This is a genomic window from Bacillus sp. NPDC057893 (assembly GCF_042796455.1).
In the GTDB taxonomy this organism is placed as follows: Bacteria; Bacillota; Bacilli; order Bacillales; family Bacillaceae_G; genus Bacillus_A.
In genome coordinates this window covers 1,287,355-1,311,017 of record NZ_JBHVNG010000002.1, presented here as the reverse complement: position 1 = coordinate 1,311,017, position 23,663 = coordinate 1,287,355, and the positions used below count along the sequence as shown (strand labels likewise).

The 23,663-nt window shown below is 34.0% G+C and carries 25 protein-coding genes and 3 pseudogenes; 5 read left to right on the top strand and 23 right to left on the bottom strand.

The genetic code is table 11. The features are described from left to right. Nucleotides 1–56: 56 nt before the first annotated feature. The 3 genes from ACFVQC_RS15515 to asnB all read right to left on the bottom strand — a co-directional run bounded on the left by ACFVQC_RS15515 (nucleotide 57) and on the right by asnB (nucleotide 2,790). On the bottom strand, nucleotides 57–392 hold the full coding sequence (locus ACFVQC_RS15515) for a hypothetical protein (protein ID WP_377894966.1): 336 nt from the start codon (nucleotides 390–392) through the stop codon (nucleotides 57–59). Between the two features lie 45 nt (nucleotides 393–437). After that, nucleotides 438–797, bottom strand: coding sequence for a GNAT family N-acetyltransferase (locus ACFVQC_RS15510; RefSeq protein ID WP_377894965.1), 360 nt, complete (start codon nucleotides 795–797; stop codon nucleotides 438–440). Nucleotides 798–888: 91 nt separating this feature from the next. Continuing rightward, a complete protein-coding gene (asnB, locus tag ACFVQC_RS15505; protein ID WP_002148240.1) occupies nucleotides 889–2,790 on the bottom strand; it encodes an asparagine synthase (glutamine-hydrolyzing) in 1,902 nt (633 codons plus the stop codon). A 216-nt stretch (nucleotides 2,791–3,006) separates the two neighbouring features. Between asnB and ACFVQC_RS15500 the strand changes: the two genes are divergently transcribed. Beyond that, entirely contained in the window at nucleotides 3,007–3,471 is a 465-nt protein-coding gene (locus tag ACFVQC_RS15500; protein ID WP_377894963.1) for an Hsp20/alpha crystallin family protein, read from the top strand. Between the two features lie 34 nt (nucleotides 3,472–3,505). Here ACFVQC_RS15500 and ACFVQC_RS15495 read toward each other — a convergent pair whose 3' ends face one another. Continuing rightward, a complete protein-coding gene (locus ACFVQC_RS15495) occupies nucleotides 3,506–4,093 on the bottom strand; it encodes an SCO family protein (RefSeq protein WP_377894961.1) in 588 nt (195 codons plus the stop codon). A gap of 335 nt (nucleotides 4,094–4,428) precedes the next feature. On the opposite strand from ACFVQC_RS15495, the gene ACFVQC_RS15490 reads away from it, so the two are divergent. Then, the gene (locus tag ACFVQC_RS15490; protein ID WP_377898631.1) at nucleotides 4,429–5,403 is read left to right on the top strand and encodes an MBL fold metallo-hydrolase; all 975 of its coding nucleotides are present in this window, start codon (nucleotides 4,429–4,431) and stop codon (nucleotides 5,401–5,403) included. 183 nt (nucleotides 5,404–5,586) lie between these two features. Here ACFVQC_RS15490 and ACFVQC_RS15485 read toward each other — a convergent pair whose 3' ends face one another. The 4 genes from ACFVQC_RS15485 to ACFVQC_RS15470 form a co-directional block, all read right to left on the bottom strand. Beyond that, the gene (locus ACFVQC_RS15485) at nucleotides 5,587–6,429 is read right to left on the bottom strand and encodes a DegV family protein (RefSeq protein WP_377894958.1); all 843 of its coding nucleotides are present in this window, start codon (nucleotides 6,427–6,429) and stop codon (nucleotides 5,587–5,589) included. Nucleotides 6,430–6,582: 153 nt separating this feature from the next. Continuing rightward, the gene (locus tag ACFVQC_RS15480) at nucleotides 6,583–6,834 is read right to left on the bottom strand and encodes a DUF2535 family protein (protein ID WP_002158010.1); all 252 of its coding nucleotides are present in this window, start codon (nucleotides 6,832–6,834) and stop codon (nucleotides 6,583–6,585) included. 329 nt (nucleotides 6,835–7,163) lie between these two features. After that, the gene (gene tatC / locus ACFVQC_RS15475) at nucleotides 7,164–7,907 is read right to left on the bottom strand and encodes a twin-arginine translocase subunit TatC (protein WP_377898630.1); all 744 of its coding nucleotides are present in this window, start codon (nucleotides 7,905–7,907) and stop codon (nucleotides 7,164–7,166) included. Between the two features lie 53 nt (nucleotides 7,908–7,960). Then, entirely contained in the window at nucleotides 7,961–8,140 is a 180-nt protein-coding gene (locus tag ACFVQC_RS15470) for a twin-arginine translocase TatA/TatE family subunit (protein ID WP_002012719.1), read from the bottom strand. Nucleotides 8,141–8,353: 213 nt separating this feature from the next. Between ACFVQC_RS15470 and trhA the strand changes: the two genes are divergently transcribed. After that, nucleotides 8,354–9,010 (top strand): PAQR family membrane homeostasis protein TrhA, encoded by a 657-nt coding sequence (gene trhA, locus ACFVQC_RS15465; protein WP_002118985.1) that lies wholly within the window; start codon nucleotides 8,354–8,356, stop codon nucleotides 9,008–9,010. Between the two features lie 36 nt (nucleotides 9,011–9,046). On the opposite strand, the gene ACFVQC_RS15460 is transcribed toward trhA, so the two are convergent. The 5 genes from ACFVQC_RS15460 to ACFVQC_RS15440 form a co-directional block, all read right to left on the bottom strand. Beyond that, a complete protein-coding gene (locus ACFVQC_RS15460) occupies nucleotides 9,047–9,766 on the bottom strand; it encodes a lysophospholipid acyltransferase family protein (protein WP_377894955.1) in 720 nt (239 codons plus the stop codon). Nucleotides 9,767–9,877: 111 nt separating this feature from the next. Next, the gene (locus ACFVQC_RS15455; protein WP_377894954.1) at nucleotides 9,878–10,513 is read right to left on the bottom strand and encodes an FMN-dependent NADH-azoreductase; all 636 of its coding nucleotides are present in this window, start codon (nucleotides 10,511–10,513) and stop codon (nucleotides 9,878–9,880) included. Nucleotides 10,514–10,751: 238 nt separating this feature from the next. Beyond that, nucleotides 10,752–12,737: a penicillin-binding protein 3 gene (gene pbpC, locus ACFVQC_RS15450; protein WP_377894952.1), complete on the bottom strand. Its 1,986-nt coding sequence runs from the start codon at nucleotides 12,735–12,737 to the stop codon at nucleotides 10,752–10,754. A 156-nt stretch (nucleotides 12,738–12,893) separates the two neighbouring features. Continuing rightward, a complete protein-coding gene (locus ACFVQC_RS15445) occupies nucleotides 12,894–13,382 on the bottom strand; it encodes a dihydrofolate reductase (RefSeq protein ID WP_377898629.1) in 489 nt (162 codons plus the stop codon). A 19-nt stretch (nucleotides 13,383–13,401) separates the two neighbouring features. Next, the gene (locus ACFVQC_RS15440) at nucleotides 13,402–14,358 is read right to left on the bottom strand and encodes a thymidylate synthase (protein WP_002148258.1); all 957 of its coding nucleotides are present in this window, start codon (nucleotides 14,356–14,358) and stop codon (nucleotides 13,402–13,404) included. A gap of 198 nt (nucleotides 14,359–14,556) precedes the next feature. Here ACFVQC_RS15440 and ACFVQC_RS15435 point away from each other — a divergent pair, with 198 nt between their 5' ends. After that, nucleotides 14,557–16,014, top strand: a complete 1,458-nt coding sequence (locus ACFVQC_RS15435) for a serine hydrolase (protein WP_377898628.1) — start codon at nucleotides 14,557–14,559, stop codon at nucleotides 16,012–16,014. A gap of 145 nt (nucleotides 16,015–16,159) precedes the next feature. Here ACFVQC_RS15435 and ACFVQC_RS30230 read toward each other — a convergent pair. The 4 genes and pseudogenes from ACFVQC_RS30230 to ACFVQC_RS15420 all read right to left on the bottom strand — a co-directional run. Further along, nucleotides 16,160–16,294, bottom strand: a pseudogene (locus ACFVQC_RS30230) (phosphatase PAP2 family protein); the annotation flags it as partial. 7 nt (nucleotides 16,295–16,301) lie between these two features. Beyond that, nucleotides 16,302–17,411 carry an alpha/beta hydrolase gene (locus tag ACFVQC_RS15430; RefSeq protein WP_377898627.1) on the bottom strand — a complete coding sequence of 370 codons (1,110 nt, stop codon included), beginning with the start codon at nucleotides 17,409–17,411 and terminating at the stop codon, nucleotides 16,302–16,304. A gap of 112 nt (nucleotides 17,412–17,523) precedes the next feature. Beyond that, nucleotides 17,524–18,405, bottom strand: coding sequence for an AraC family transcriptional regulator (locus tag ACFVQC_RS15425; protein WP_377898626.1), 882 nt, complete (start codon nucleotides 18,403–18,405; stop codon nucleotides 17,524–17,526). Nucleotides 18,406–18,451: 46 nt separating this feature from the next. After that, a pseudogene (locus tag ACFVQC_RS15420) lies at nucleotides 18,452–18,649 on the bottom strand (VOC family protein); the annotation flags it as partial. An 89-nt stretch (nucleotides 18,650–18,738) separates the two neighbouring features. Here ACFVQC_RS15420 and ACFVQC_RS15415 point away from each other — a divergent pair. After that, the gene (locus ACFVQC_RS15415) at nucleotides 18,739–18,954 is read left to right on the top strand and encodes a hypothetical protein (protein WP_377898673.1); all 216 of its coding nucleotides are present in this window, start codon (nucleotides 18,739–18,741) and stop codon (nucleotides 18,952–18,954) included. 35 nt (nucleotides 18,955–18,989) lie between these two features. Here the strand turns inward: ACFVQC_RS15415 and ACFVQC_RS15410 are convergent, their stop codons facing one another. The 6 genes and pseudogenes from ACFVQC_RS15410 to ACFVQC_RS15390 form a co-directional block, all read right to left on the bottom strand. Continuing rightward, a complete protein-coding gene (locus ACFVQC_RS15410) occupies nucleotides 18,990–19,919 on the bottom strand; it encodes an aminoglycoside phosphotransferase family protein (RefSeq protein ID WP_377898625.1) in 930 nt (309 codons plus the stop codon). A gap of 11 nt (nucleotides 19,920–19,930) precedes the next feature. Next, nucleotides 19,931–20,077 (bottom strand): annotated as a pseudogene (locus ACFVQC_RS30225) (VOC family protein); the annotation flags it as partial. Nucleotides 20,078–20,120: 43 nt separating this feature from the next. Then, entirely contained in the window at nucleotides 20,121–20,756 is a 636-nt protein-coding gene (locus ACFVQC_RS15405) for an HAD family hydrolase (RefSeq protein WP_377898624.1), read from the bottom strand. Between the two features lie 105 nt (nucleotides 20,757–20,861). Continuing rightward, nucleotides 20,862–21,449 carry a YpjP family protein gene (locus ACFVQC_RS15400; RefSeq protein WP_002148271.1) on the bottom strand — a complete coding sequence of 196 codons (588 nt, stop codon included), beginning with the start codon at nucleotides 21,447–21,449 and terminating at the stop codon, nucleotides 20,862–20,864. A gap of 282 nt (nucleotides 21,450–21,731) precedes the next feature. After that, on the bottom strand, nucleotides 21,732–22,931 hold the full coding sequence (locus ACFVQC_RS15395; RefSeq protein WP_002148272.1) for an ABC transporter permease: 1,200 nt from the start codon (nucleotides 22,929–22,931) through the stop codon (nucleotides 21,732–21,734). Then, nucleotides 22,924–23,634, bottom strand: a complete 711-nt coding sequence (locus ACFVQC_RS15390) for an ABC transporter ATP-binding protein (protein WP_377898623.1) — start codon at nucleotides 23,632–23,634, stop codon at nucleotides 22,924–22,926. Before ACFVQC_RS15390 ends, ACFVQC_RS15395 begins: the two co-directional genes overlap by 8 nt. Between the last annotated feature and the right edge of the window lie 29 nt (nucleotides 23,635–23,663).

Here is a 23,663-nt window from a genome sequence, read left to right as displayed (position 1 = left end):
GTCCTATTTTATGTTAATTGTACAAGTTCCGTTACAAGTACAAATAAAAACCCCCCTTATGTAAGGGGGGTTCTATCACTTTTTTTTAACCAATTTAAAATGAATATGTATGATTGATAGTGGATGTAACGTACGCAAAATAAAAGACACAAAAGAAATATTCCAACACCGCTATATAGCAAACCAAACTTCAAAAAGATGTTCAAAAGAGGCGGGAAATGAGATGCGTTTTGTAATACAAATAACATGCAAAACAAAATTACAAACACAGGTATATATTGTAATTCATATGGCCTTCTCTTCTTATACATTTTTTTTCGAATGAAAATCTGGCATAACTCTGCTACAATAAAGCAACTTCCAACTAATGCAAGACCAGCAGTCATTGTCATACGTTCACCTACCCCATATTCATTTCATCAAGCAATCAATATTCACTATATTTTCTTTACATATATTCCATTTTCCTCAATAAAACCAGATCTCTCTATGAAAGATTTAGCTTGTTCAGTAAACATCTCTTGCAATACTTTTATTTCTTTCACATTTCTCTGTTTCATCATTTCTTCAAATGTAAAATACGTATTTGTCCCGTATCCATAACCTTGATAATCAAAATGAATAATTAACTGTGACAAAATAGCACTCTCTTCTTGAACGCTATAATCTATTACACCAATATATGTATCATCAACCTTTACACAATACTGAACCTTTTTCTCATCTAAGCTGTGTGAGTGAAACATTTCTTTTACAGCGCTTTCATTTTCTGTATTTACTTTCTCAAACGTAATCATATGTTGTCCATCCTTTTACTATTATTGTATCAATAATAAATGCAATTTATGAAAAAAACCTTAAGATCGAATGCGACCTTAAGGTTTTTTATTAAACTAAGCTATACGCACGCTTTGTTTCTTCGTGGAACTTATTCGTATCGTATTTATGCTCAACATAAATTTGATGCCATACCATAAACGCAAGTACAGTCCAAATTTTACGGCTATAATCGCCTTTATCTGCACAATGTGCTTCCAGTAAGTTTAATACATACTGTTTTTCGATTAAATGCTCAGTTTTGCTTTCTTTAATAATATTTACAGCCCAATCGTGCATTTCATCTTTTAACCAGTGACGAATTGGTACTGGGAATCCAAGCTTTTTACGATCTAACACGTGGTCCGGAACAATTCCACGAGCTGCTTCACGTAATATAGCTTTCGTTGTTCCATTTGCAATTTTAAATTCTGTCGGAATTTTAGATGCAACGTCAAATACTTCTTTATCTAAGAACGGTACACGAAGTTCTAATGAATTTGCCATCGTCATTTTATCAGCTTTTAATAAAATATCGCCGCGTAACCATGTGAACATATCAATGTACTGCATTTTACTTACATCATCATAATCTTTAATTTCGTTATACAATGGTTTCGTGATATCCATATAGTTAACACTTTCATCGTAATACTTCATTAATTCAGCTTTCTCTTCTTCACGGAAGATTTTCGCATTTCCATAGTAACGCTCTTCGATTGGCGTACATCCACGCTCTAAGAAGCTTTTTCCTTTAAACCCTTCTTTAAGAGCGCCACTTAATGCCTTTAGAACACTCTTGCCTGGGCTAGGAATGTAAGAGAACATTTTTAAAGAGTTTGGCTCACGATAAATGTTATATCCACCAAATAGCTCGTCTGCACCTTCACCAGAAAGAACAACCGTTACATGTTTACGCGCTTCTTTCGCAACGAAATACAATGGTACAGCTGCTGGATCCGCTAAAGGATCATCCATATGCCAAATGATTTTTGGGAACTCATCCATAAATTCTTGCGCTGTAATGAATACGTTATGGTTTTTAACTCCTAATTTCTCAGCAGTTTCTTTCGCAACATCAACTTCACTGAAACCGCGTTGTTCGAAACCAATAGAGAATGTTAATAGATTTGGATTCATTTCTCTTGCGATAGAAGCAATAATAGATGAATCGATACCACCAGATAAGAAAGAACCTACTGGTACATCACTACGCATATGTACTTTTACAGAATCGTATAATACATCACGAATTGCTTGGATATGCTCCTCTTTCGTTGCGCTTGAAGCGTTGAAATAAGGATTCCAATAGCGATGGATTTCCATCTCTTTACCGATTTCTTTTACGAAGTAATGACCAGGCTCAATTTTGTTAACATCAATTGTTAATGTTTCTGGCTCTGGACCATATTGGTACGTAAAGTAGTGTTGTAGTGACTTTGGGTTTACCCCTTTGTCTTCCATTACATGCATAATACTTTTCTTCTCAGATGCGAAGAATGTAGTATCACCTTGTTGTGCGATGTATAAAGGTTTAATACCGAAGTGGTCACGTGCACCGAAAAGTTTCTTTTCTTCACGATCCCAAATCATAAATGCGAACATACCACGAAGGTAGTCTACACATTTTTCTTTCATATGTGCATACAATGCAATAATAACTTCTGTATCAGATTGTGTAGCAAAAGTTGCACCTTTTTCAAGTAACATTTCACGTAGTTCTACATAATTGTAAATTTCACCATTAAAAATAATTACATATCGATCATTTTCATAAGTTAGCGGCTGATGTCCTGCCTCTAAGTCAATGATACTTAAACGGCGGAAGCCAAATTGTACATGTTCATCACGAAAATATCCTTCGTCATCTGGACCGCGGTGGAAAATCATCGTGTTCATATTTTCAAATTGATGTTTTTCTGTTTCTGAAAATCCTCTAGGGTTTTCACATAAACATCCTACAAAACCACACATACTTCTTACCCTCTTTCGGTTTTCATTCTGTTTCTATACTATATATCAACCCTATTTATACTAGCATAATCAGCTGAATATGGCGACCAAAAACTATAAAAAAATCACTCCATTTCACATTTTTAACAATTTTTTATGAAAACATGAAAATTAGGCAATCACCTTTCTCCGCTTTTGTCATATGATATTGCAAATTGATTTCTAGGAGGGAATACCATGAGTGAAGAAAAAAAAGATACTTCTCGCCCACCGGTTCGCAATTATTTAAAGCAAATTGATGATTTTTTTGAGCAAACACCACTTCGCAATGTAATCGCTGATTTGAATCATTTTTTCCAAAAAGGAAATCGTTTATTAACATTTCCTGTAGATTTATATGAAGTTGGTGAAGAACTCGTTGTTACAGCTGAACTACCGGGTATACAAAAAGAACAAATTCAAATTGAAATACAAACCGAATACTTAAAAGTCTCTGTAAAAGAAGATATCCTTGAAGAGACAGAAGAACAAACATCTCATAACTATTATCGCCGAGAACGTTCCATTTCAGAAGCAGCAAGAATGATTAAGTTACCATATTCCATTAATAAAAAAGCAGCGAAAGCTTCCTATCAAAATGGTGTGTTAGAAATTCGTGCACCGAAACTTCCGCAGCAACATGACATTTTATCTATAGACTAATGAAAAAAAGAAGGGTGCCATGCACCCTTCTTCTTTAATCCACTAACCGCTTCATATCACGTATTATATCTTCGTATGGCGTATTACTAATGCCACTATATTTTTTCATTACTTTCCCATTTTGATCAATTAAGAAAAATGATGTTCCATGAATAACTTGACCATTCTCAGGTTTATCTACAAGCGATTGGAAATTTTCTTTTGAAAACTTTGTAATATCTTCTAACGAATAACCCGTCAATAAATTCCAATTACTAGTATCTTCTGTAAACTTTTGAATGAAAGCTTTCAGATTTTCTGGCTTATCAAGGTCTGGATCTACACTAAACGATACAAACTCAACGTCTAACTTCTCTTCCTTTGCCATCTTCTGTAATTTTGCCATATTAGCAGTCATTGGCGGACAAACCGTTTGACAGTTTGTAAACATGAAATCAGCTACCCAAACTTTCCCTTTTAAATCTTTTGTACCAAACGGCTTTCCTTCTTGATTTGTAAATTGGAAAGTTTCTAAATCCCAGTTTAACGGTTTACGTAATTTTGACCCGGAACTGCTACAACCTGCAAGTACAAAGAGACAAAATATAACCATAAGACCAATTAACTTTTGATAATGCTTCATTATTAAACCTCTTTTCTCTTTCCTTAATTTATGTAAGTTATGTACATCATAACAAAAGTAAATACTATGAGAAAATTGTTTACTTCATTTGTTCACGAAATCGTACGAATTTACGTATGTTACTTCTTTATTTTAAGCTAAGTACTAGACAAAATATATTTTACTACTATTATTTTTCTAAACATTATTTGCGAAACGAAGTTCATTGTTAAATTTGTAAATACCTCCCCCTATTTTTTTACAATTACTTAAACATTAATCCATGTTAAACACTGTATTCCTTAACAACATTTCGGTACAATACAACTACAACGATTTTAAATGAGGTGATGTTCATGGCAAAGCGCTATGAAAATATGGATAATGTAAGTACAAAAAAATCAATTCGCTCCTTCTTACGCTGGCGTAAAGAGAGAAAGCAAAACAAAAAAGACTTTTCTTTTCTAGTAGAACAATCACCTGTTAAACAAAGTAAATTTCTGCTAAATAACTTTAAAAAAACGACTGTCACATGGATTGGTCATTCAACTTTTCTCATTCAAACGAACGGCTTAAATATTTTAACAGATCCAGTATGGGCTAATAAATTAAAGTTAGTTCCACGACTTACTGAGCCCGGGCTCACTATAAAAGAACTACCTAAAATCGATATTGTTCTTATTTCACACGGTCATTATGATCATTTAGACTTTTCATCTCTTCGTCAACTAAATGATGATGCCTTATACCTTGTTCCTATTGGGCTAAAAAAATTGTTTACTCGTAAAAAATTCACCAATGTAGAAGAATACAACTGGTGGGAAAGTACAATAATTGATGAAGTCTCTTTTCACTTCGTACCTGCCCAGCACTGGACGAGAAGAACATTATTTGATATGAACACCTCTCACTGGGGAGGATGGATCATTGATAATATGACTTCTTCAGAAACCATTTATTTTTGTGGTGATAGTGGTTATTTCCAAGGATTTAAAGAGATTGGCAAACGTTTTTCAATCGATATTGCACTTATGCCAATTGGTGCCTATGAACCAGAATGGTTTATGAAAGTGTCTCACGTTTCACCAGAAGAAGCTGTGCAAGCTTATCTAGATATAAAAGCTACACATTTCATTCCCATGCACTACGGTACTTTTGCTTTAGCAGATGAAGCACCAAGGGAAGCAGTAACACGACTACGAAATAACTGGAATTTACGAATGCTACCGTGGGAACAACTACATGTTCTCTTTTTAGGTCAAACTTTCACTTATAGCCCTATTGTCCCAGATAAAGAACCAGTAAAAATCACAGAAACTTCTCATGTATAATAGAACTAATTTTTCCGAGTAATTTATCATATACTTTAAAAAATCGAAAAGGGTGTTTTCCATGAAAGATTATTTACAGACTCGCTATATCATTAGCGGAAGCGCCTGTATTGCCCTTCTCATTTCTTACTTCATATACACATAAAAAAGCTACTTGAAAATTCATTTCAAGTAGCTTCTTTATTACTCTGCTAAATACATAAAACCAATTGCTCCTGGTCCTGTATGAGTACTGATAACTGGTGTTGTATAGAAAATCTCTGATTGAGTGAATCCATTCACTTTTTCAACAGCAGCTTTTACACTTTCTGCTAAAGGAATTGCTTTAGCATGTGGAATCGCAACAGCTTTCACCACTTTTCCAGCAGTATCCTCATCGAATATTTTAGCCAATGTTTTTACAATTTGCCCTTGGCTACGTACTTTCGTTACCGGATTATATACGCCGCCTTCTAAACTTGCGATTGGTTTAATATTAAGTAAAGAACCAATAAGTGCTTTACCTTTACCAATGCGCCCACCTTTTACTAAGTTTTCTAATGTATCTACGATTACGTATAAACGAGTATTTTTTCTCACTTCATCAATACGTTTTAAAATAGCTTCTAATGAGCTTCCTTCTCTTGCCATTTTAGCAGCCTCAATTACTTGATATGCTAATGCATGGCTAATGAATTGAGAGTCAACAACTGTTACTTTCGTATCTGTCATTGATGCAGCACTATTTGCTGTTGCAACTGTGCCACTCATTCCACCTGTCATATGAATGGAAAGCACTTCACTTCCATCTTCCCCTAACTTTTCATACATTTCTACAAATGTACCCATAGCTGGTTGTGATGTTTTTGGTAATTCTTCTGATTTCGCCATTTCTTCAATAAATTCATCTGGTTGTAAATCAACGCGATCTAAGTATGTTTGTCCATTTACAGAAATAGATAATGGTAAAACATGAATATCATACTTCTCAATCACTTCTTGAGTTAAATCTGCCGTTGAATCTGTTACAATTTTAATTTTTTGCATATCATATTCTTCCCTTTCCAATACGCTCTCCCTGTTATTATACTAGCATTCCTGATGCTTTCAACAATTTCGAATAAATTTCACCAAATTAATTATATTTTTATACCTAAAATGAAAAAGACAGAGCCTACCTAACTCTGTCCCTGCTGTATATTATGCATTCTTTTCAAGAGTATTTGTTTTATATACATTTGAATAATCATTCCACTTCAAACAACTTTGTAAATATTCACGGAAAGAGTACGAGACTCTTGGGTTTTTATGTTTTTGAATCTTTGCAATAAACAATTGAAGACGAGACTGAATTAGAAACGCTAATGGATGCTGTGTTTGTAGGACAGGGATTTCAAATATTTTAATACAATTCCCTGTTGCATGAGTGAAATAAAAACTTTTCGTAATCACAATATCAATCCTCTTTTTCGTTGGATTTTTGAACTTCCTCCACTTTATTCTTTAACACGTTTTTTAGTGTAGGTTTCCTATGAATACTAAAATATCCTTAAGCCGCCCCCGTTTAGAAGTTAATACTTCATTTATATCCACCTAATTCGAACCCTGTCCTATATATACTTTGAGACGGGAGTCTTATTACCCATATATAGCTTGATAACTTCAGTATAACCTTATAAAAATGAAAAGTTTGTCTAAATTTTGGAGATTCTATAATTTTTTCCTTCTATATATTGTATACAATTATAGCTAGAGTATAACAAATAAATTAAAAAGTGCCTTTATGACGAGGCACTTTTCGACTGTGTTTCTTCTTCTCTTTTCTGTTTTCGTTTACTAACTATCTTTGATAAAGCGATACTAATTTCATAAATGCAAATAAGCGGTACCGCTACTAAACTATGTGATAAAAAATCTGGCGGCGATATACACGATGCAATTATAATCAACACGACATAAGCATATCTTCTTATTTTTTGAAGAAATTCTGCCGTTAGAAGACCTATACTCGTTAAAAACATAACAACTACAGGTAATTCAAATATAACAGCAAACGGAACTGTTAAATTTAATACGAAATGAAAATATTTTTCCGTTGTAAACATTGTATTAAACATCTCATTACCAATTGTAGTTAGGAAATGAAATAAAAATGGCATGACGATAAAATAACCGAAAGATAGGCCTGCTATAAATAATATAGACAATACCGGTATATACATTAATGTCATTTTTTGTTCATTGGGATGTAAACCTGGTTTTACAAATAACCAAATTTGTATCGCAGCAAAAGGAATTGTACAAACGATAGCAAATACTGTAGCAATCAAGAAAAAAATCCACAACACATCACTTGGACCGAGAACAGTTAATTTCATTGGTAAATCTTTTACAAGCCAAAAATAAATATCCTTCGTAAAAGTAAATCCAATAATTAAAAATAATACAAAGGATAATACTGTATATATTACTCGTTTGCGAAGCTCAACAATATGTTCTACTACGCTCATTTCCCGATCTTCCATCTCGTTCACCACACTTTATTTATCCATTCCGAGAAAAACTTCATCATATTCTTTTATTTATTTTTTTCCTTCTCTTGAAATGCCTCATCAGTCAATTCTTTTGTTGATTTTTTAAATTCTTTTAACGTTTCCCCTAAAGCTTTCCCAATTTCCGGTAACTTTTTTGGGCCGAATAAAATTAACACTGCTACTAAAATTAAAATTAACCCTGGAAAGCCAATATTTGAAAACATTTCCCCATCCCCTTCATAAGTAGATTCCTTGTCCTACTATTCCATAAGTTCATTTTGTCAAAAAATTCCGTAAACGTCAATGTATCCGTTGTCTTTTGTCAAAAAAATTCAAAAATAAAATCAATTATACAAATATCATTTTCTATTCCTTTTGTATATGATATGGTTAAGGAAAATATAACTTATCTCAATACAGTGAAAGGGATTAACATTATGACGCAAAAAATTACAAGAATGACCCAATTTGTAAAAGAAGAAATTGCGAATGCAATTACCCATGGTATCGGTGCCATTTTAAGCATCCCTGCCTTAATCATATTAATTATTCATGCTTCCAAACATGGTACAGCATCTGCTGTTGTTGGCTTTACCGTTTATGGCGTAAGCATGTTCTTGCTATACTTATTTTCTACACTGCTACATAGTATCCATCATCCAAAAGTAGAAAAGTTATTTACCATTTTAGATCACTCCGCCATATATTTATTAATTGCCGGCACGTATACACCATTTCTACTCATTACACTGCGTGGCCCGCTCGGTTGGACTTTACTCGCAATTATTTGGACCCTTGCGATTGGTGGAATTATTTTCAAAATCTTCTTTGTTCGTCGCTTTATTAAAACATCAACATTATGTTATATCATTATGGGTTGGCTCATCATCGTTGCCATTAAACCCCTTTATGAAAATTTAACCGGTCACGGCTTCTCACTACTATTAATAGGCGGCATTTTGTATTCTGTCGGAGCTATATTCTTCCTTTGGGAAAAGCTTCCGTTCAATCATGCCATTTGGCATCTCTTCGTACTAGGCGGTAGTACAATGATGTTTTTCTGCGTACTGTTTTATGTCTTACCCGCAGCATAAAAAAAGTTTCAGCTTGTTTAAGCTGAAACTTTTTTATTACTTATGTAATTGAGATGCAATAATATCTTTTGTATGCTGGGTTAACTCTTTAGCATCCATACTTGCATATTCTTCAGGTGTAATTGGCTTAGAAATTGTTAATGTTGCATGAGCTGGTTTCATACGATTTCCATTAGCCTCAAACATCCTATATGTACCATCTAAAGTTACTGGTAATATAGATACGCCAGATTTTACTGCAAGGTGAAAACTCCCTGCTTTAAACTCACCGATTTCGCCACCCTTACTTCTCGTTCCCTCTGGAAAAATTACGATAGAATGTCCGTTCTTTAACAGTTCAATTCCATCTTTAATTGCCTTAAGAGATTGACGGCGATCACTGCGGTCCATGAACACACAATTCATTAGTTCCATCCACGTTGGTACAACCGGAAACTTTTTAATTTCCGCTTTTGAAACGAATCCAATTGGCTTATTTAAGTAACCTAGTAAAACAGGAATATCCATATTACTTTGATGATTACTTACAACTAGTACCGGCTTGTCTTTCGGAACATTTTCAAGTCCCTTTACTTCTACAGTCGATCCAGTTACACCCACCATTTTCTTACCAAACCAGTTTGTGGTTTTATACACAACACTATCTTTTTCTTGCGGTGACATCGTATTTACTTTTCTTTTTATACGCCACAACCTTGGTGTAATCGCAATTACGATTAAAATTAAATAAAAGATTTTAAAAAACGTTTGAATCATACAGAACCCCCACCTATTATCATTCCGACCTTCATTATACTAGACAAACGAAGGAAAAAGAAGAAAAAATGTCCAAACAACAAGTGTTTGGACATTTTGAAGTTTTCTATATTAGAAACGTTTTGCTAATTCGCGTGCATTTACAATTGCTGCTTCTTTAATGTCTTGTGCTTTTTCAGGATTTGCATTCATTCCTTCAACTGCAATATATTCAGTGTCTGATACACCCATGAATCCTAATACTGCATTTAAGTGATTGCGACCGAAGTCCATAGATGCGTATGCTCCTTCAGAGTAAACGCCGCCTGTAGCTTGAATATGAAGTGCTTTTTTGCCTTCTAGTAAGCCCACTGGACCATTTTCAGTATATTTGAATGTTTTACCTGCGATTGATAAGTTATCTAAGTATGCTTTCACTACTGCTGGGTAGCTGAAGTTCCACATTGGAGTTACGAATACATAACGATCTGCATGCATAAATGTTTCTAAGTTTGTGTTCATTGCTGCAACTTTTTGTTGTTGAACTTCTGTTAAAGTTTCAAAGCCTTCACCTGCTGCAAATTTACCCCAAGCACCAAATACATCTGCATCAATTGCTGGTACAGTAGTATTGAATAAATCAACTGTTACAACTTCGTCTTGTGGATGCTCGTGTTTATAAGCTTCGATGAAAGCTTCTCCTACTGCCATTCCGAAAGAACCTTCTGCTGAATTTGGGTTTGCTGTAATAAATAGTACTTTTGTCATTGTATTCTCTCCCTTTAATTTTATCTTTAATTTGAGATTTATAATTTTAAAGTAAATAACTTACCTTATGTAAGTATGATATAAAAACTTTCAACTAATGTCAATAAAAAATAGCTACTTTTTTTTCGTAAGTTAATAATTTATATTGCTTCTTCTTGTTTTTGTATATAAATATTAAGATTTTAACCAAAATAAAAAAACTACCTCCATATTTCATGGAGATAGTTTTCATCAATTATTACTTTTGAAAAACATGTTTCACTTTTTCAGCTGGAATGTTACTTCCGCCTCTACCTTTTACATCTTCAATCATCATTGTAATGACCATATCTGGTGAATTTAAATCAAATGCAGCGAACCAGCCTAGTTCTTTTCCTTCGGCCTCTTTAGATACTTTTAATTCCGCTGTACCTGTTTTTCCAGCAAGAGTCATTCCATCAATTTTAGCAATTTTCCCTGTACCATCTGGATCATTAATTACTTTTGTTAAAGCCGTTTTCAATATATCTTGATTTCCTTTAGAAATCACATTTTCCTTCCAAGCTTTTGGTTGTTTATCTGTTTTAATGATATACGGCGTGGGAATCGTTCCATCATTTACAATTGGCGCATACGTTAAAGCTAAATGAAGAGGAGTCATTAACACTTGTCCTTGTCCATAACCTGTGTCTGCCATTTGAATATCATTTTTAATACCATCATTTGCGATTTTAGAAGCTGGGAATCCATATTCAATTGGTAATTTCTCATCGAATCCGAATTTTTTTGCTTCACTCATAAATTTGTCTTTTCCGATTTTCATAGCTTCTTGCGCGAAATAAATATTATCCGAGTATTTCATCGCCTTATCAAAATCAATCGGATTCGCATCTTTCACACGTGTTACATAATAATTACCCCAAGAAGAATCTTTTGTCCATTTCAATCCTTCAATTTTCAACTCTTCTTTTGGATCAATTGTTTTCGTTTCAAGACCGATTGCACCTGTAATCGGCTTAAATACAGAACCTGGAACCGATAATTGTGTAAATCGATTCGTCATTGGTTTTTTCGGGTCATTATTCCAAGCTTCACGTTGAGCTTTTGATGTCCCTCTCGCAATAAGATTAGGATCGTATGCTGGACTACTTACAAGTGCAATCGTTTCCCCGCTTTTCGGGTTAATTGCAGCACTTGATCCAGCCTCTCCTTTCATTTCATTATAAATTTTTTCTTGAGTAGCACTATCAATAGTTAAAGTTACATTTTCTCCATCAACAGCATCTGTTTTCACTAAATTTTTAATTTCTTTTCCTTGCGCATCTTCCATGAAGACACGGCCACCTTTTTTCCCGCGTAGCTGTTCTTCCAATACTTGCTCTAAACCAGCTTTACCAACTGGCTCATCGGCTTGATAGCCTTTCTTTTGTAGCGTTTTTAAATCTTCAGCATTCACCTTTCCGATATAACCAGTTAGATGAGCTGCTGCTTCCCCTAACGGATATGTACGAACATTTACAGGTTTTGTTGCTACACCTGGTAAATCAATGTAGGTATTTTGCGTTGCTCCCTCAGGCAAAATTCCAATTGGTACGAGATACCCTGGTTTTACCCATTTAGCAGCTAGTTTTTGATCAATTTCTTCTACAGACATATTTAACAACTTCGCTACCGTTTCCTTCGTTTGCGGAGCAGCATCCCCTAACTTTTCAGGAATCATTCCGATTTCAGAAGCTTTACCATTCGTCGCAAGACCTTTTCCATTACGATCGTAAACTTCACCACGTTTTGGTTGTGTTGTCTGCATACGCACTTTACTATCTTTTGTCATGCCAGGGAAAATGAAATCAGGAGTCCAATCTATTTTCCAAGACTCTTTATCCCCATCTTTTTCTTTCACCATTTTTGCTTCATGGCCAAAAGTGATTTTACCACCAACTGTATCCATGCTTACTTTAAAAGGAACAGGGCCTTCATCTTTTTTATCTTCTTTTACTTCCCCTGTTTCTACCTTTAAGTCTTTCACTTCAATACCAGAATAAATCTTTTCATATTTCTCAGTAAACTCTTTCTGTGAAATGTCTTTTTTTGCATTTTCTGATAATTGATCATACATATCTGCAAATTTTTGTTTATTCCATGCTTTTACATATGTATCAAACGCTTCTTGTGGTTTTTCTTCTTTGCCGCATCCGACTAACATGAATGTTAAGCAAAGAAATAGAATCCCCCATATCTTTCTCAATCGATTCTCCTCCTCTTTCTACATGAATACTTTTGAAAATTTTAGCATATTTTACATGCTATATTTCATTATAGCACTATCGAATATCATCTATAAACTTATATTGATGGATACAAATAAAAAGATTGATGTGGATTTTCACATCAATCTTTATTATTATTGTTGCTTCTCATATACATGGCAGTAGTACGTATACGGATTTTTTTCATCTGTTAAACCTTTTTCAACAAAAACTTCTTTCCAATTTGTCATATCCATTTCTGGGAAGAATGTATCACCTTCAAATGCATGGTGGATTTTTGTTATATATAACTTGTCTACGTAAGGTAAAAAGAGATCATAAATTTGCGCTCCGCCAAAAATAAAAATCTCCTCTTCATTTTTGCATAGTTCAAACACTTCTTCTACGGTATGAGCAACTTCACAACCTTCTACATGGTAATCACCGTTACGTGTTACGATAATATTACGTCTTCCTGGAAGCGGTCTACCAATCGCTTCATAGTTTTTTCTTCCCATAATAAGCGGGTGGCCCATCGTCGTTTTCTTCACGTATTGTAATTCACTCGGTAAACGCCAAGGTAAGTTATTATCTTTCCCAATTACTCTATTCTCGTCCATTGCGACCATAAATGAAACAATCATTTTGTCATCTCCTCTACAATTACACTGCAACCGGTGCTTTAATTGCTGGATGCGGATCATATCCTTCAATAGTTAAATCTTCCATTTCAAAATCAAACACAGATTTTACATCTGGATTTAATGTAAGTTTCGGGAATAGACGTGGTTCGCGTGCCAATTGCTTTTCTACTTGTTCAAAATGATTTGTATAAATGTGTGCATCTCCAATTGTATGAACAAATTCTCCTACTTCAAGACCACATTCATGTGCAATTAAATGTGTTAGCAATGAGTAACTTGCAATGTTAAATGGAATTCCAAGGAATATATCTCCACTTCTTTGATATAGCTGACAAGAAAGTTTTCCGTCCGCTACATAAAATTGAAATAGCGTATGACAAGGCGGTAAAGCCATACTTGGTACATCTTCAGGATTCCAAGCAGAAACAATTAAGCGACGTGAATCTGGCGTTTTCTTAATCATTTCAATTACATCTTTTAGCTGATCAAGTGTTTCACCAGCTGTCGTTTTCCAAGCACGCCATTGTTTTCCGTATACGTCTCCTAAATATCCAAATTTCGTTGAAAATTCATCGTCTTCTAAAACGTTCTTTTTAAACAATTCCATTTGCTCATCGTATTGCTGCTTAAATTCCTCATCTTGTTGTGAGCGAAGACCGAAATCTGTCATATCAGGGCCAGTATACTCATCGCTTTCTACCCAGCTCTTAAACGCCCATTCATTCCAAATATTATTATTATGTTGCAATAAATAACGAATATTTGTATCACCTTTCATAAACCAAAGCAGTTCACTTGCTACAAGGCGAAATGGTACTCTCTTTGTCGTTAATAAAGGAAATCCTTTACTCAGATCAAAACGCATTTGATATCCAAATACAGATACTGTTCCTGTCCCTGTACGATCTTCTTTCTTCGTACCGTGCTCCATTACATGGCGGCATAAATTTAAGTATTCATATTCAGCATGTTTCATATGTAGAAAAACCTTCTTTCAATCTTATATGCAATTTATCATAACATGAAAAACAGCGAATTTAATAATCTTGATAAATAAAAATTATTTCAGTAATTCTTACAAAATTATTAACTTTCCACATTTATAAAGGTTTTCATTTTCTATTACCGAAAGTATAGTGCGGTAGGATAAAATTTATATTTGGAGGTTAGAAGTATGTCTAAAATTGAAACTCCTGTTATGACTTCTTTACAAACAACGGTTGAAAAAATGATGAAGGATTTAAATGTTCCTGGTGCTGCTGTAGCTGTTATCAAAGACGGTGAAGTTATTATTTCGGAAGGTTTCGGCTATCGTAATATAGAGACAAAAGAGGCTGTTACACCGAGTACTCGGTTCGCAATTGGTTCCTCAACGAAAGCTTTTGGCACACTTTCATTAAGTTTATTAGCACAGCAAAAAAAGTTTAATTGGGATACTCCTGTCCAGAGTTATATACCTAACTTCTCTTTATCTGAACTACTTGCTAGCTCACAAGTTACAGGACGAGACTTAGCTTCTCATCGTACTGGGGTAAGTCGTCATGATGCTCTTTGGTACAGCTCTTCTTTAACTCGAAAAGATATAGTAGAAAAAATAAAACATTTATCACTTGATGCTCCGTTCCGCACAGCATTTCTTTATAACAACTTAATGTATGCGACAATTAGTTATATTGTAGAAAACATTACGAATCAAACATGGGAACAATATGTTACAGAACATATTTTAGAGCCTTTAAATATGGATCAAACAAACTTCTCTGTTACAGACTCACAAAATACAGATAATCACGCTTTACCTTACGTTGAAAATGACGGTGAAATAAAAGAAGTTCCATTCCGTAACATTGATACAGTTGGCGCTGCTGGGTGTATTAATTCTACAATTGAAGATATGGCAAATTGGGTACTTCTTCACTTAAACGAAGGAAAGTTTGGAGATCATGAATTAATCTCCTCTGAATTATTACAACAAATGTATACACCACACAATTCCATTCCAGATCAACCAGTTCTATCACTCCCTGAATCTCCATTAAATAGTTACGGCCTTGGTTGGTTTATTAGCGCTTATCGTGGTAATAAAGTGATTCATCATGGCGGTAATATTGATGGATTTTCGGCACTTGTTTCATTCATGCCAAAAGAAAATGTAGGCCTTGTCATTTTAACGAATGCTGGAGGCACATTACTCCCTACTTATCTTGCTAACCAAATTTATGACGATCTACTTGAATTAGAAGGCATCGATTGGCATAAACGTGCTGTAGAAGATACTAAAAAAATGAAGGAAATGATGAAAGAAGCAACTGAATCCCTTCCTGAACAAATTAAAGGGACTGCACCTTCTCACAAATTAGAGGACTACACTGGTACTTTTGAGCATCCTGCTTATGGAGCATTACAAGTATATAAACGGGATGATTCATTACACGTACAATTTATGGAGATGGAGATTCAATTACAGCATCATCATTACGACATTTTCTCCGCACCAGTTGACTTGTTCCAAGCAAAAATGAATCTATTATTTGCATATGAAATGAATGTGAATGGTGAATTCCCATCACTTCAGTTACATGTGCCCGCTATGCTAAGTACTCAGCCGCTTACATTTACTAAAATTGAATAGTTAATTTCATAGAGGGAAGCTTTCGCTTCTCTCTATTTTTTCACAAGTAGAAATTCCATCTAAAACCATTAATTTACTTATCTAATTAAACAAATGATACTTTAGTACTACTCAAACCATTCATCATTATATAAGCTCAAAATACTCCTTTAGCTTGTAAAAAAAGAGCAATCTTATTAGTTGGTTCATATAAACTATTGGATATTTGTAAGTCTGTAAATGCAAAGATACATAGTAAAATAGCAAAGCTAGCAATTGACATCACTTTTCTATTTTTCATCATTCTCCTACTTTCCACTATGCTTTAATATAAAATTCCCCATCTCAATTGCTAAATCTTCACTTTGAGGATAAACGCCTACGTTATCTCCATAAGCGTGCCCTAAACCTCGATAAAGGACTGTTTCGGTATCAACTCCTTTGCTAGTTAATTTAGCTGCATAAGCTAAGCATTCTATCATTAAAAAGTCATGCTCTCCTACCGTAATAAATGTACTTGGATAGTCTGGGGATACATCAACATATGGACTTAAATACTTAGAATCAATTTCTTTCGTACCCAGTACTTCTGACATACCTCCAACCATAGAACGCATAATAGTAAGCATTTTTTCTAATCCTTTTTTATACTTTGGAGCAATTTCATATTTATCTATACTCCAAGAATAAAATTCATCTTCATAATCACACATATTAATTGTAGGATACAGTAGCAACTGTCCCTTCACGTACTTCCTACCATCTTCCAAATCTCTAGTTGTACAATACTGTGTTAAGTTCCCTCCTGCACTATCACCTGCCACAAAAATATTATTTTTATCACCGCCTAATGTACCAGCATTCTCATAAATCCACTTTAAAGTTGTGTAACAGTCTGTATGCCCAGTTGGAAAAGGATTTTCTGGAGCTAATCGATAATCTACAGAAACGGCTAGTATTTCTGTTTTCTCTACAATTAATTTCACAAGTTCTTCAACCACATCTGGTGATCCCGCCATGAATCCGCCACCATGAATGAAGTATAGAATTGGTGCATTCTCTCGTTTAGAACTACTATTATAAATTCTGATTGGAATATCAAATCCATCTTCTGCTTTCACAGTTTTATGCATAATATTAATGTCTTTAGTGACAATGGGAACACTTTTAATCGTATTAAATTGCTTCCTCATACTCTTTACTGATTTTTCAGAAGCATCCATTTTCATCATATTTTTAGGCATAAACCTCATTACATTCATTTGAACCTTCATGTCCTTATAAAGACGTGGATCCATCGCACCTTTTTCATCACAATCTGGTATGTTTTTTACTAAGACTTTTGCCCCCTGCACATTGATGGTTTCTTGTTTTTCTTGAATTTCTTCTAATAAGTCTAAGTCATATTTTCTAGTCATCTAATATTTCTCCCCTCTAAATTCAAGCGCTTTCATCATTCGAGATTATATAACTTCCCGTTTACTAAATAAAAATACGTTCCATGTACAAAATGTACCATGGAACGTATTTTTATTGTTGTTCATATTTGATTCGATTATTGTCATTTTTTGATATGATTTTCTTCCTATACTGTAATGGTGTGTATCCATATTTGTCTTTAAACTGTGAAATAAACGATTTTACATTGGGAAATCCGTGTTTTACTGCTATATCCTGTATAGAATTTGTACTTTTAATAATATCTTCATAAGCTTTATAGAGCCTGTATCTCGTTAAAAAAGTGGTAAAATTTGATCCGAATGATTTTTTAAACATACGCGAAAAATGTTCTTCACTTACAAAAAAATGTTTAGCCACATCTTTCAGTTTTAGTTCCTCATCATAATGTTTGTAAATATACGTAATCATTTCTTTCTGTTTATTTCCAAGTTGATAATTATCGTCTATACTCTCCCCATCTTTGCAATATCGCAATAGAATATAAACAATTTCATAAATTAAACTATTAATTTTTATGTAAGTTAAATCATCAGAATTTGTGACTAACCCCTTTAATTCATAAAACATTTGCTGGAGATTAGTTTTCTGAACAACTGATTCTTTTATATTAAATCTATATTTATCAAAATCTCCATTTACCTCTTTAAGAAATTCATAAGAAATAATTAACATCATTACTGCACAACTTGTATTTTCAACTTTTTCGAATTCATGAACATCGCCACTATTTACAAAAATAAATTCGCCAGCGGATACTTTCTTTTTTTGCCCATTCACATACAAGAAAACTTCTCCATATACGACTAAGCTAATTTCAATACTTCTATGCCAGTGAGGAGGAATATAATAGTGAAAACCAGTAGGTAATATTGTATCTTCTATATATTCAACCATTCCTGGAATTCTATCGCGTAATTTTATTTCTTCATATTTGCCTTGCCTGATTTTCAATAACCCACCCCCTTTTTTTATTATAATGGAGACGTCAAGTTTCTCCTTATCTTCCCACATTCAGTGTATATATAATTCCATTCGGGTTATAAAAATCAATCGAGTAGTCCTCATCCGAATAATAATTCATTTCAATAGGACCACGGATAAATTTTACCTTATTAACAGCAAGAAGCTCTGCTATCTCATCAACGCATTTCCTATAAATAGCTTGGTAACAAACATTCCTCGTTCCTAATGTTTTGTAATAAAACCCCTATCCAAATAAAGGATAATACATACATAACACAGAATTCTTTTATTCAACTAATTAAATTATAAGGAGGAAAAACTGTGTACACAGAAATTTTTAAAGAAGTAGTTTCGATTACTCATCACGATTATTCAGGCTGTATAGATAAGGAAGGATGGGACGATCCTACTACTTATTTACAGACAATTGAGAAACTAGAGAGACAAGGAGAACTAACACCAGTACAATTTACTGATATACAAGAAGATGTGGATTTAAAGTTAGCATTACAACTGCTTCAAAACGAAGAATGGTAAAAAATAAAGGTAGATGTGAATCACACCTACCTTTTCTATTTCATATCAATCTTTTCTGGTTGAAACCAAATTGGCTTTAATAACTCAAAGTTTTTATGATCCTCTAAAACTATAGTAAGGCGTTCTAACGTATCATCTAACATATGCGGTGCTGCTCGTAAGCTCCAGACAACTGATGAGAAAACTGTCATGCCAACGTACACCGCATATAATTTCCAGAACTCCTCTGGAATTCTACCATTAAAGTATCCTTCTATTTGTCCGATTGAATACGGAATACTAATGTCCCTTGCAAATAGTGCAATTTTTACGAAATCATGAAGTGGATCGCCCCAGTCGTATCCATTAAAATCAACAACACCTACATACTTCCCATCCCGCACAATTATATTTTCTAAATGAAAATCATCGTGTTGAAATCGATTTGGGCGATTTTGTAAATACATTTCATTATCATCTATAAACTTTATGATTTTATCATCATTTTTTATTTTTATTCCACATGTTTTATATGCCTCTAAATATTTTCGGTGTTTTTTCATTGCTCTTTCATACCATGGAAGTATATCCTTAGGAGCTCCATATGTATGCATTTTTGCTAAATCTTTTCCTGCCTCTATACCAATATTATATTGTTCTTTTGGTGAATACGTAGGCAATAGCTTCTTCGCATCTTCCCCTTCTATATATGAAAAAACACTATAACATACACCTTCTTCCAACATACCGAATTCAATCGGTCTTTGGGCCTGTACATCTCGCTTCTGCATTTCATTTAAAATGTGAAACTCTAGTCTTTTTCTTTCATACTCTTTTGCATCACCTGTCCGTAACAAATATTTTTCATTACTCGCATTCGTAATTATATATTTCTTATCAGGAGAGAAACCTTTAGAAATTTCTTCAATATTTGCTGCATCTTTTAATATTTTTATATTGTTTTGCCCTGCTGTAGTTGCTTTCATGTTTATTCCCCTTACATTTCTACATTTGGTGTATACGCTACTTCTATAATAAACCCATTCGGGTCATAAAAGTCTATTGTATATCCATCCGAATAATGATTCATTTCAATAGGACCACGTATAACCTTCACCTTATTACCAGTAAGAAACTTTGCTACCCAAAATTCAATATGATGAATACCTGCTCGAAGTTTATTTATATTAAGAATGTGTTGCCTGTACTACTTGCACAATTTCCCCTGGCGTATTAACCATGTAATCTGGCGCGTCTCCTTTTACCGTCTCAATTACGTCATACCCCCACGAAACCCAAATGACATTCACACCAGCTTTTTTACAAGCTGCAATATCACGTTGTTCATCACCGACATACAACATATCTTGTTCTGTTAGCTTTTTCGACTTTAAAAATCTTTTTATCATTTTATCTTTACCGAACAAATTTTTAGAACAATACACTTCTTGAATATTTTCGATACCATTATTGTGTAAAAACGCCCGAATATGCTCTTCTGAGTTCGATGATATGACGGCAATCCCGTAGCCTTTTTTATGTAATTCATCTAATACATCCTTCATCCCATGGAACAAAACAAGATCTTTTATAGCGGGTTGATATAATTTATAAAACTCTAACGCTAATATCGGTAGTTTATACAGTGGTACATCGAGTTGTTTACATCTCTCTGGCATCGTTAATTTACGTAAATGCTCAATTTCTTCTTCCCTTACCGTTTTATAACCATGCTTTTCAGCAATTTGATTATAGATCGGTACAAATATATTTTGTGAATCTACTAATGTGCCATCAAAGTCAAAAACAATATATTTTTGCATCCCCATACTCCCTTTTCTTCTTTTTCTTAAACATATGGTATTCAACAACATAGTTGTCTTACCCTTTTATCAACAAAAAAAGAACAAGATTTTCTCTTGTTCTTTTTAAGAAAGCCATTTTGGCGGTACATTCGTATTCCAATAAATATTTCCTAATTCATGATGTCCAGAGTATCCATCATCAAAACGATGATAGTGGAAATTGAAATAATAACCATCTTGCGGTGGATGATCTCTCCTTACATGAAATCGTAGTAAGTCATTTCCAGATTTCGTATCGTAAACGTGAAAAATCTTTTCATTATTTCCACCAGCTGGTTTCTGAGAAATCGATAATGATTGTAACGACTCCTCTGGTACATCATTGGCAAGCTCAGCAATTGCCTCTTCAATTTTCGGTAATATTACATCTTTAAACTCATCTTCAATTACTGGACCAATTTTAGTTCCAAACTTTTGCATCGACTGCTTCTCTGCTTCTTGCATTGCATAAGTAATAAAAGTATCGGTGGTTAACCTGTCATTCGCTTCTTCATATGTATAGGACGTACTCTCCAAATTTTGTTGCCCAGCTGTGCTCGTAGACTTGTCCGCAGCTTTGGCATTATCAAGCAATATGGAAGGAGGCGTCACTAAACCAAACGTAAATACGGTAATTAATGCGACTAAGGTTTTTCTAAACCAATTTGGCATTTATGTTCCCTCCCCTTTCACTCATTATATTTTATATAACGGTTGTTTCTTCTATTATACAAAATGATTGTAATTTTTGCACTTTACAAATTTGTTAACGTTCACATATTTTCCACTTGAATATGAAATTGTAAGATTTCATACACTAGAAATACAACAACAATGAGGAGGCGATCAGATGACTTTAGATGTCATATATTCCGCCGCAAGCATACTCGTTTTAGTATATTTTATTTATCAGTGTGTTACAGACTAGAAAAAGAGCCATTTCCGGCTCTTTTTCTATGGTAAAAATACAATCCAACCAATGAATGCTATAAAAATAACTCCAATAATTACTGCTGGCAATAAATAAAACTGTGAGAGGATGACTGTTGCGTACATAAATACGACTGGAAGGAGCAAATAACGATCCGCCTTCCACCTTAATAATAGTAATTCTCCTTCATCACAATATAAATGTAGAAACATTTTCTTCGTAAATTCATTCCAATAATCACGCGCATAGCGAGAAATAGCAACTATAGCAAATACAAGAATAATGGCTGTTATCCACTGCGGAGTCACGATAATACTTACAGTACTTATACATACAATTTGAACATAAAACATTAAAGCACTACTTGTACGCAAAAATTCTTTTAAAAAAGCTTCTACAATACGCGAATCAGATTTTTTTCCTAATATCTTTTTAGAACGAGGGAACATCCACGGTTTTTTATTCGAACTACTCGGCTTCGCAGCATGGCCACCAACTTGCATAATCCCTACCGTCCAACGCATACTTTCTTCTTTTTCTTTCTCAACTTCTTTAAAAAAGAAATTTTTATAATTCATCTTTTCTTTTACCAAGACTATAGTAAATAAAGCTGCTAGACCGATAAATAATATGGAATACAATGGATTTTTATAAATGAAAAATACACTGATTCCAAAAAAAATCAAACTAAAAGAAAATATAACATCTTTTATAATCAATAAAACCCATCGTTTCCCCACACGTACATTTATGAATCTCGTCAACAAAGATAGCATAAATCGAAAAACAGTAAAGAAAATCCAGAACAGTACGATTTGTATAATTGTCGCTCCCATACTTTTCATCAATATAGGCAACATAATGAATACTACAATTGCGTTCGTTATTGCAATCCGAATTAACGTATATATCATTCCAAGCTTCATTAATCTTCGCATATGATTTGGGTACGAAATTAAAAATAAGCTATCTGCTTGTTCAAAAAATGAGCGAACTCCTCTTGAAAATGTAACAAAGTAAAATGCAAGTAAACCTAATCCAAAATAAACGGTCTCTTCCATTGATAGTTCTTTTACCCATAATGAACGATAATACATTACAATAAATATAAGTGCGGGAATAACAATATATAATGCTACTGTCCAATCTGTTACAGAACGAATCGCTTTCCATTTTCTTTGCAATTCATGACGTAACCTTTTATTAAACTGTTGTTTAATCATTTTGTTCCCGCCTTACAATTGCATCGAAACAATCTAACAGTGTACTTCCTGGCATTTCTGCTAACGATCGGATCGCCTCTAAATGCCCATCTGCAACTAATGTACCTTGCGAAATGAGTAAAAATCTTTCACAAATTCTTTCAGCTGTATCCAGCACGTGCGTACAAAGTAATATACCTGCTCCTCGCTCTTTTTCTTTATATAAGTAATTCAAAAAGTCTTTCGTGGCTACTGGATCTAAACCGATAAAAGGCTCATCAATAATATAGAAATCTGGCTCTGTTAAAAATGCTAATATTAGCATCGATTTTTGTTTCATACCTTTTGAAAACTTTGATATGTATTCGTGTATATGTTTTTCCATTCGAAACGTATGTAATAATTCCCTTGCTTTGTCCTCCCAATTTCCCTCTTCATTTCCACGGGCAGCCATTAACAATTCAATATGCTCCCATAAAGTTAAATAATCATAATAAGTGGGATGCTCCGGTACATATGCATATGGATTTTTCTTTTCACCAAACGAGATTTCACCATCCGTATTGACAAGCAAACCGAGTATCGATTTAATTGTCGTACTCTTTCCTGCGCCATTTGCACCAATAAGAGCCACTAACTCGCCTTTTTCAATTGCAAATGCAATATCATGAACTGTCTTTTCACCAATTTCATATCCGGCTGAGCGGATATTCACCTTCAACATACGTTCCCCTTCTTTCCATTTCCAATACA

Coding starts and splice junctions, on each gene's coding strand:
- ACFVQC_RS15515 (WP_377894966.1), bottom strand. CDS start 392: ATGACAATGACTGCTGGTCTTGCATTAGTTGGAAGTTGCTTTATTGTA.
- ACFVQC_RS15510 (WP_377894965.1), bottom strand. CDS start 797: ATGATTACGTTTGAGAAAGTAAATACAGAAAATGAAAGCGCTGTAAAA.
- asnB (WP_002148240.1), bottom strand. CDS start 2,790: ATGTGTGGTTTTGTAGGATGTTTATGTGAAAACCCTAGAGGATTTTCA.
- ACFVQC_RS15500 (WP_377894963.1), top strand. CDS start 3,007: ATGAGTGAAGAAAAAAAAGATACTTCTCGCCCACCGGTTCGCAATTAT.
- ACFVQC_RS15495 (WP_377894961.1), bottom strand. CDS start 4,093: ATGAAGCATTATCAAAAGTTAATTGGTCTTATGGTTATATTTTGTCTC.
- ACFVQC_RS15490 (WP_377898631.1), top strand. CDS start 4,429: ATGGCAAAGCGCTATGAAAATATGGATAATGTAAGTACAAAAAAATCA.
- ACFVQC_RS15485 (WP_377894958.1), bottom strand. CDS start 6,429: ATGCAAAAAATTAAAATTGTAACAGATTCAACGGCAGATTTAACTCAA.
- tatC (WP_377898630.1), bottom strand. CDS start 7,907: ATGGAAGATCGGGAAATGAGCGTAGTAGAACATATTGTTGAGCTTCGC.
- ACFVQC_RS15470 (WP_002012719.1), bottom strand. CDS start 8,140: ATGTTTTCAAATATTGGCTTTCCAGGGTTAATTTTAATTTTAGTAGCA.
- trhA (WP_002118985.1), top strand. CDS start 8,354: ATGACGCAAAAAATTACAAGAATGACCCAATTTGTAAAAGAAGAAATT.
- ACFVQC_RS15460 (WP_377894955.1), bottom strand. CDS start 9,766: ATGATTCAAACGTTTTTTAAAATCTTTTATTTAATTTTAATCGTAATT.
- ACFVQC_RS15455 (WP_377894954.1), bottom strand. CDS start 10,513: ATGACAAAAGTACTATTTATTACAGCAAACCCAAATTCAGCAGAAGGT.
- ACFVQC_RS15445 (WP_377898629.1), bottom strand. CDS start 13,382: ATGATTGTTTCATTTATGGTCGCAATGGACGAGAATAGAGTAATTGGG.
- ACFVQC_RS15440 (WP_002148258.1), bottom strand. CDS start 14,358: ATGAAACATGCTGAATATGAATACTTAAATTTATGCCGCCATGTAATG.
- ACFVQC_RS15435 (WP_377898628.1), top strand. CDS start 14,557: ATGTCTAAAATTGAAACTCCTGTTATGACTTCTTTACAAACAACGGTT.
- ACFVQC_RS15430 (WP_377898627.1), bottom strand. CDS start 17,411: ATGACTAGAAAATATGACTTAGACTTATTAGAAGAAATTCAAGAAAAA.
- ACFVQC_RS15410 (WP_377898625.1), bottom strand. CDS start 19,919: ATGAAAGCAACTACAGCAGGGCAAAACAATATAAAAATATTAAAAGAT.
- ACFVQC_RS15405 (WP_377898624.1), bottom strand. CDS start 20,756: ATGCAAAAATATATTGTTTTTGACTTTGATGGCACATTAGTAGATTCA.
- ACFVQC_RS15400 (WP_002148271.1), bottom strand. CDS start 21,449: ATGCCAAATTGGTTTAGAAAAACCTTAGTCGCATTAATTACCGTATTT.
- ACFVQC_RS15395 (WP_002148272.1), bottom strand. CDS start 22,931: ATGATTAAACAACAGTTTAATAAAAGGTTACGTCATGAATTGCAAAGA.
- ACFVQC_RS15390 (WP_377898623.1), bottom strand. CDS start 23,634: ATGTTGAAGGTGAATATCCGCTCAGCCGGATATGAAATTGGTGAAAAG.